Origin of the sequence: Mycolicibacterium arseniciresistens, from assembly GCF_030519285.1 — a bacterium.
GTDB classification, from domain to species: Bacteria; Actinomycetota; Actinomycetes; order Mycobacteriales; family Mycobacteriaceae; genus Mycobacterium; species Mycobacterium arseniciresistens.
Genome location: NZ_JAUMSQ010000277.1, coordinates 1 through 7,025 on the forward strand (window position 1 = coordinate 1; position 7,025 = coordinate 7,025).

At 70.9% G+C, this 7,025-nt stretch carries 8 protein-coding genes; 3 read left to right on the plus strand and 5 right to left on the minus strand.

The genetic code is table 11. The annotated features are described in order from the left end of the window. Positions 1-238 (plus strand): aldo/keto reductase (locus tag Q2100_RS25245; RefSeq protein WP_302916261.1); only part of this gene is annotated, 238 nt, incomplete at its 5' end. A 77-nt stretch (positions 239-315) separates the two neighbouring features. After that, positions 316-1,173 carry a ribonuclease Z gene (locus Q2100_RS25250; protein ID WP_269893333.1) on the plus strand — a complete coding sequence of 286 codons (858 nt, stop codon included), beginning with the start codon at positions 316-318 and terminating at the stop codon, positions 1,171-1,173. On the opposite strand, the gene Q2100_RS25255 is transcribed toward Q2100_RS25250, so the two are convergent. The 3 genes from Q2100_RS25255 to Q2100_RS25265 are packed head-to-tail and all read right to left on the minus strand — an operon-like array spanning position 1,157 to position 4,640. Further along, positions 1,157-1,996 (minus strand): transglutaminase family protein, encoded by an 840-nt coding sequence (locus Q2100_RS25255; protein ID WP_302916262.1) that lies wholly within the window; start codon positions 1,994-1,996, stop codon positions 1,157-1,159. The two genes, Q2100_RS25250 and Q2100_RS25255, sit on opposite strands and share 17 nt — an antisense overlap. Further along, complete coding sequence (locus tag Q2100_RS25260) at positions 1,996-2,976, minus strand: alpha-E domain-containing protein (RefSeq protein WP_302916263.1); 981 nt, start codon at positions 2,974-2,976, stop codon at positions 1,996-1,998. The genes Q2100_RS25255 and Q2100_RS25260 overlap by 1 nt, the downstream gene beginning before the upstream one ends. 11 nt (positions 2,977-2,987) lie before the next feature. Continuing rightward, on the minus strand, positions 2,988-4,640 hold the full coding sequence (locus Q2100_RS25265; protein WP_302916264.1) for a circularly permuted type 2 ATP-grasp protein: 1,653 nt from the start codon (positions 4,638-4,640) through the stop codon (positions 2,988-2,990). A gap of 161 nt (positions 4,641-4,801) precedes the next feature. Here Q2100_RS25265 and rpsT point away from each other — a divergent pair, with 161 nt between their 5' ends. Further along, on the plus strand, positions 4,802-5,062 hold the full coding sequence (gene rpsT / locus Q2100_RS25270) for a 30S ribosomal protein S20 (RefSeq protein ID WP_264015371.1): 261 nt from the start codon (positions 4,802-4,804) through the stop codon (positions 5,060-5,062). 17 nt (positions 5,063-5,079) lie between these two features. Here rpsT and holA read toward each other — a convergent pair whose 3' ends face one another. Further along, complete coding sequence (gene holA, locus Q2100_RS25275; RefSeq protein WP_269893337.1) at positions 5,080-6,042, minus strand: DNA polymerase III subunit delta; 963 nt, start codon at positions 6,040-6,042, stop codon at positions 5,080-5,082. 12 nt (positions 6,043-6,054) lie between these two features. Further along, the coding region (locus Q2100_RS25280) for a ComEC/Rec2 family competence protein (RefSeq protein WP_302916265.1) at positions 6,055-7,025 on the minus strand (971 nt) is incomplete at its 5' end.

Here is a 7,025-nt window from a genome sequence, read left to right on the forward strand (position 1 = left end):
CGTCGGCGCCACCCCGGCGCAGGTCGCGCTCGCATGGCTGCGCTACCGCGCCGAGGCGCTGGGCGTGCCGTCGGTCCCGATCCCCGGCACCCGGCGCGCGACCCGGGTCGCCGAGAACCTCGCTTCGCTGGACGTCACGCTGACGGCAGCCCAGCTCGCGGCGCTCGACGCCGCGGGAGCCGCGGTGGTGGGACAGCGGTCCGGCGATCCGAACTGGGTGTCCGCGGGCCGCGAGTAGCGCGCCCTCGCCTCGATCCCGGGTGGAATCCGGCCAGACCGCCCACCGGCACGTCGCCGACGCGGTAGGTATGAGCCATGATCGAGGTGACCCTGCTGGGAACCGGCAGCCCGATCCCCGACCCGCGCCGGGCCGGGCCGTCGACACTGGTGCGGGCCGGCGGCCAAACGCTCCTCGTCGACTGCGGACGCGGTGTGCAGCAGCGGATGGCGGCCGCCGGCGTCGGCGCCGCCGGCCTCACGGCACTGCTGCTGACCCACCTGCACAGCGATCACATCGCCGACCTCGGTGACCTGCTGATCACCCGCTGGGTGACCACGTTCACCGAACAGGTGCCGCTGACGATCATCGGGCCACCCGGGACGGCCGAGGTGGTCGATCTGACGCTGAAGGCGTTCGGCCGCGACATCGGCTACCGGATCGCCCACCACGCCGATCTCACCGCACCTCCCGCCGTCGAGGTGCACGAGCGCACCGACGGCGTCGTCTGGGACCGCGACGGCGTGCGCATCGTGGTCGCACCCACCGATCACCGCCCGGTGGCGCCGACGATCGCGTTCCGCGTGGAGCATCACGGTGCGTCGGCGGTCCTCGCCGGTGACACCGTTCCGTGCGACAGCCTCGACGCCCTCGCGGCGGGCGCCGGTGCGCTGGTGCACACCGCCATTCGCCGTGACCTCATCGAATCGCTTCCGCAGCAACGCTTCCGCGACATCTGCGACTACCACTCATCGGTCGAGCAGGCCGCCGCGACCGCCGCGAGGGCCGGGGTCGGCATCCTGGTGCTCACCCACTACGTCCCGGCGATCGCGCCGGGCACGGAGGACGACTGGCGGGCGTTGGCCGCGTCGGTGTTCCCGCGCCAGATCGAACTGGGTGACGACCTGCACCGCGTCGAGGTGCATCCCGGCGTGTGCGTCAGGCCAGCCGGGTGATCTCCACGACGACGTCGAGGTCGGTGGAGCCCTCACCGGAGTAGATGCCTTTCAGCGGCGTGACGTCGGAGTAGTCGCGGCCGACGCCCACGCTGACGTACTGCTCGTTGATTCCCTTGTCGTTGGTCGGGTCGTAGTGCCACCACCCTCCGGTCCACGCCTGGATCCATGCGTGGCTCTGCCCCTCGATGGTGTCGCCGACCGCCGCCTCGCGGTTCGGATGCAGGTAGCCCGACACGTAGCGGGCGGGAATGCCGATGCTGCGCAACAGGATCAGCGAGAGGTGGGCGAAATCCTGGCAGACGCCCTTGCCTTCACGGTGGGCGTCGAGGCCCGACGAGTGCACGCCGGTGGTGCCCGGCACGTACTCCAGTTCGCTGTGCACCCAGTTGGCCGCGGCGACCACCGCGTCGTGCGGCTCGTGGTACTTCGCGATGCGCTGCCCCACCCGGGCCAGCCGCCTGCTGAGTGGCGTGTAGCCGGTGGGCCCGAGCACCTCGTCGAACCGGTCGATGACCGCGATCGTCTTCAGGTCCTCCCAGCTCACTTCCTCGGCCGGTTGCTCACCGGTGTCGGTCTCCACCACCGACGACGCGGTGACCTCCAGTTCGGTGTGCGGGGCGTGCAGGTCGAACGACGTCACCGCGGTGCCCCAGTAGTCGACGTAGCGGTACTGGCGGGTGGCCGGGACGGTCTCGACCCGGTTGAGGATCACGTTCTGCCGGGAGTCCGACCGCGGCGTGAGGCGGGCCTCGTTGAACGACGCCGTCACCGGCGACTTGTAGGCGTACCCGGTCGAGTGCACCACCCGCATGCGCCACATCAGATCTCCCCTTCCTCGATCACCAGGCCGCCGCTGCGGCCGGCGTCGGTCCACGCCACCCACGGTGCGGCGTGGAAGTACTGCAGCGCCAACGCTTCTCCGACGTCGAAGCAGGTCTGCTGCAGATCGGCCAACCGGGTCTCGAGCGACTCCAGCAGCACGCCCGGTTCCAGGAATTCCAGTTCGCTGCGCGCGCGGCCCAGCAGTCGCTGCGCCTCGGCGGTCGCTCCGACGCGGTTCTGCGGCCGCTGCAGCAGTTCGTCGAGGCTGTGCTCGGCCAGCCGCAGCGAGTAGTAGATCGACCGCGGGAACAGCCGGTCCAGCAGCATGAACTCGACGACACGGCCGGCGTCGAGTGCACCACGGTAGGTGCGCAGGTAGGTGTCGTGCGCGCCCGCCGACCGCAGCAGGGTCACCCAGGCCGGCGACGACGCGCTGTCCCCGACGCGTGACAGCAGCAACCGCACGGTCATGTCCACCCGTTCGATCGCGCGGCCCAGCACCATGAACCGGTACCCGTCGTCACGGGACAGCGTCGAGTCGGCCAGGCCGGCGAACATCGCCGCGCGGCCCTCGACGTAGGAGAGGAACTCATGCGGGCCAAGGCGTTTGGCCGCGCGCTCCCGCTCAGCCAGCGCGTTGTACGTGGTGTTGAGGCACTCCCAGATCTCGCTCGACGTCACCTCCCGGGCACCGCGCGCGTTCTCCCGCGCCGCCGAGATCGAGTCCACGATGGAGGTGCCCTCACCCCGGGTGTCGCGGCTGAACGCCACCAGATCGGTGAGCGACCAGACGTCGAGCGCAGTGCTCGGGGCGTCGATGCCGAGCACCCGCAGCAGGGTCCGCGACGCCCGGTCCGGGTCGACGCTCGAATCCTCGAGCAACTGGTGCACGGTCACGTCGAGAATGCGGGCGGTGTCGTCGGCCCGCTCGACGTAACGTCCGATCCAGTACAGCGACTCCGCATTTCGCGCGAGCATCCGCTATCCCCCTACTGTTGCTGTTGCTGCTGCTGGTCGAGTGTCTGACTGTCGCCGTTGCGTTCGGTCTTCGGGCCCTTGGCCGCCGAGGGCAGCGAGCGCACCACCTCGGCCGCCGCGAGTTCGCGCTCGGCGGCCGACGTGCGCGACGCCAGCACCCAGGTGTCCTTCGAACCGCCGCCCTGGCTCGAGTTCACCACCAGCGACCCCTCCGGCAGCGCCACCCGGGTCAGCCCGCCGGGCAGCACCCACACGTCGTCGCCGTCGTTGACCGCGAACGGCCGCAGGTCCACGTGCCGCGGCGCGAGCTTGCTGTCGATCTGCGTCGGCACCGTCGACAGCTGCATCACCGGCTGGGCGATCCACCCGCGCGGGTCGCTGCGGATCTTCTTGCAGATCGTGGCCCGTTCCTTCTCCGAGGCGTCGGGGCCGAACACGATGCCGTAGCCGCCCGATCCCTCCACCGGCTTGATCACCAGTTCGTCGACCCGGTCGAGGACCTCCTCGCGCTCCTCCTCGAGCCAGCAGCGGAACGTGTCGACGTTGGCCAGCAGCGGCTTCTCCCCGAGGTAGTACTCGATGATCGTCGGCACGTAGGTGTAGACCAGCTTGTCGTCGCCCACCCCGTTGCCGACGGCGCTGGAGATCACCACGTTGCCCGCCCGCGCGGCGTTGAGCACCCCCGCGACGCCGAGCACCGAATCCGGCCGGAACTGCATCGGGTCCAGGTAGGCGTCGTCGATGCGCCGGTAGATCACGTCGACCTGCCGCTCCCCCTCGGTGGTGCGCATGTAGACGGTGTTGTCGCGGCAGAACAGGTCGCGGCCCTCGACGAGTTCGACGCCCATCTGCCGTGCCAGCAGGGAGTGTTCGAAGTACGCGGAGTTGTAGACACCCGGGGTCAGCACCACCACCGTCGGATCGGCGACATTGTTGGCCGCAGCGTTGCGCAGGGCCCGCAGCAGGTGCGCGGAATAGTCACCGACAGCGCGAACCCTGTTGGTGGCGAACAAGTTCGGGAACACCCGTGCCATCGTCCGGCGGTTCTCCATCACATAGGACACCCCGGACGGCGAACGCAGGTTGTCCTCGAGCACACGGAAGTTGCCCTGTGCGTCGCGGATCAGGTCGATGCCGGCGACGTGGATGCGCACCCCGTTGGGCGGATGGATGCCGACGGCTTCGCGGTGGAAGTGCTCGCACGACGTCACGAGCCGCCGCGGGATGACGCCGTCGCGCAGGATCTCCTGCTCGCCGTAGATGTCGTCGAGGTACATCTCCAGCGCCCGCACCCGCTGGGTGATGCCGCGCTCGAGCCGCGTCCACTCGGCGGCGGAGATCACCCGGGGCACCGGGTCGAGCGGGAACGGCCGCTCCTGCCCCGACAGGGAGAAGGTGACGCCCTGGTCGATGAACGCGCGGCCGAGGGCCTCGGCCCTGGCCTCGAGTTCCGACGCGTCCGCCGGGGCCAACTCGGCGAAGATGCCCTTGTAGGGGCCGCGGACGTTGCCCTGGCTGTCGAACATCTCGTCGAAGGCCCGGTCGTACCCGCCCAGCTTGTTGTAGCCCTCGAAGACACCTTCGTGCCGTCTGGCCGCCCGGGTGGTGCTGCGCGACGAACGGGCGGACTCGGTGGGCAGGGTGCGGAGGCTCACCCCCGCCATGTTGCATGACTCCGGCCGTTTCGGCAGGCCAGTGCGGCTCGCTTTGGTCGATCGACCTGCCCGCTGGTACCCTGAGCAGTCGCTGCCCGCCGACGCGGGCCGGCGCCGAGACTTCTGGCGAACTGTTCCGAATCACCCGAGACTTACGAAGGAATTACCGCGTGGCCAACATCAAGTCGCAGCAAAAGCGCATCCTCACCAACGAGCGCCGCCGTCTGCGCAACCAGTCGGTGAAGTCCGCGCTGCGCACGTCTGTCCGCGGCTTCCGCGAGGCCGTCGACGCCGGCGAGAAGGACAAGGCCGCCGAGTTGCTGCAGACCACCAGCCGCAAGCTCGACCAGGCCGCCAGCAAGGGCGTCATCCACAAGAACCAGGCCGCGAACAAGAAGTCTGCGCTGGCCCTGGCGCTCAACAAGCTCTGAGCCCGCCCGGCCGCAGGTCAGTCGGCCACCAGTTCGGCCACCCGGCGCACCGCCGCTTCCAGCGCGTACTCGGGATCCGCGGCCGCTCCCTTCACATCCGCATTGAGCGTCGCCACCAGGCGCATCGCCTCGGCCACTGACGCCCGCGACCACCGCCGGGCCTGTTTCTGCGCCTTCTGCACCCGCCACGGCGGCATGCCGAGCTCGCCGGCCAACCGGTACGGATCACCCGTCAGCGGACCCACCCTGGCGATCGCATGCACCGCTTCGGCCAGCGCGTCGGCCAGCACCACCTGCGGCTCCCCCCGCAGCATCGCCCACCGCAGCGCTTCGGCCGCCCCGGCGACGTCGCCGGTGACCGCCTTGTCGGCGATGTCGAAGCCCTTCACCTCCGCCTTGCCCGAGTGGTACCGCCGCACCGCGACGGCGTCCACCTCCCCGGCGGTGTCGGCCACCAGCTGAGAACACGCCGCCGCCAGCTCGCGGATGTCGGAGCCGACCGCGTCGAGCATCGCCGTGACCGTGTCGTCGCCCACCTTGATCTTGAGCGCGCGGAACTCGCGGCGGACGAAGTCGGCGCGTTCGGCGGCCTTGGTGATGCGGGCGCACGGATACACCTCGGCGCCGAGCTTCTTGAGCTGATCGGCCAGTGCCTTGGCCCGCCCACCACCGGCGTGCACGACGACGAGCACGGTGCCCGGCGGCAGGTCCGCGGCCACGGAGCCGATCAGCGCGACCGCGTCCTTGCCCGCCTCCGCCGCGGCCTCGAGCACCACCACCCGCGCGTCGGCGAACAGCGACGGGCTGAGCAGTTCGGCCAGTTCGCTGGTGCTGACCTCGCCCGCCCGCAGCCGGTCGACCGGCACGTCGTCGGTACCCGCCTGGTTGCGCACGTCGCGCAGCACACCGGCGACCGCGCGTTCGACCAGCAGCTCCTCGTCACCGAGCACCAGGTGCAGTCCACCGACTTCTCGACTCACCCCCCGATCGTTTCACGCCGTCCGGACATCACCCGCGGCGTGGCCCGCCACCGTCCACGCGAACAGGCACACGGCCGCGCCGGCGCAGGCGACGCGCACGCACCGCAGCCGCCAGCAGATCACCAGCGCCAGTCCGCCGAGGGCCACCAGTCCCACACCGGGCAACCCCGACGGCACCGTGACGGCGGCGCCCGGGACGCCCGCGGCGCAACGCGCCACGTTCAGCAGCCACCACAGTTCGGGGCCGGTGAACCGGATCAGCAGCTGCCCGCCCGCCGGCCACAGCGGACACAGCGCCGCCGCGGCGGTGCCGAGCACTGTGATCGGCGGAATCACTGCGGCGACAACGAGATTCGCAGCGATCGAGACCATGCTCAACGTCCCCGAGATGCCGGCCACCAGTGGCGCCGTCACCAGCTGTGCGGCGACCGCGACACTGGTCGCATCGGCCAGCGGTTTCGGCCAGCCCCGCGCGACCAGGCGTCGCGACCACACCGGCGCAAGCACGATCAGCGCCGCGGTCGCCGACACCGACAGCGCGAAGCCGACGTCGACGGCCAGCTCGGGGGCACCGATCAGCAGGGCGACGACACTGCCCGCCAACGCTGGCACGGCGTGCCTTCTGCGGTGTGACACCACCGCCAGCAGCGTGATCGCACCCATCACCGCCGCGCGCAGCACGCTGGCCGACGGCTGCACGACCACCACGAACGCCAGCAGCACCAGCGCCGCGAGCAGCACCGCCATCCGCGGACCCAGGACACCCGCGCTGAACAGCACCGCCCCGCACACGATCGTCACGTTGGCGCCGGAGACGGCGGTGAGGTGGGTCAGGCCCGCGGCGCGGAAGTCCGCCGTGGTCGACGCCGTGACGGCCGACGTGTCGCCGAGCACCAGCGCGGGCAGCATCGCCGCCTGGTCCGGCGGCAGCACCGTGCGCGCCTGGGCGGCGAATCCGGTCCGGATGCCGTGGGCGGCCCGCT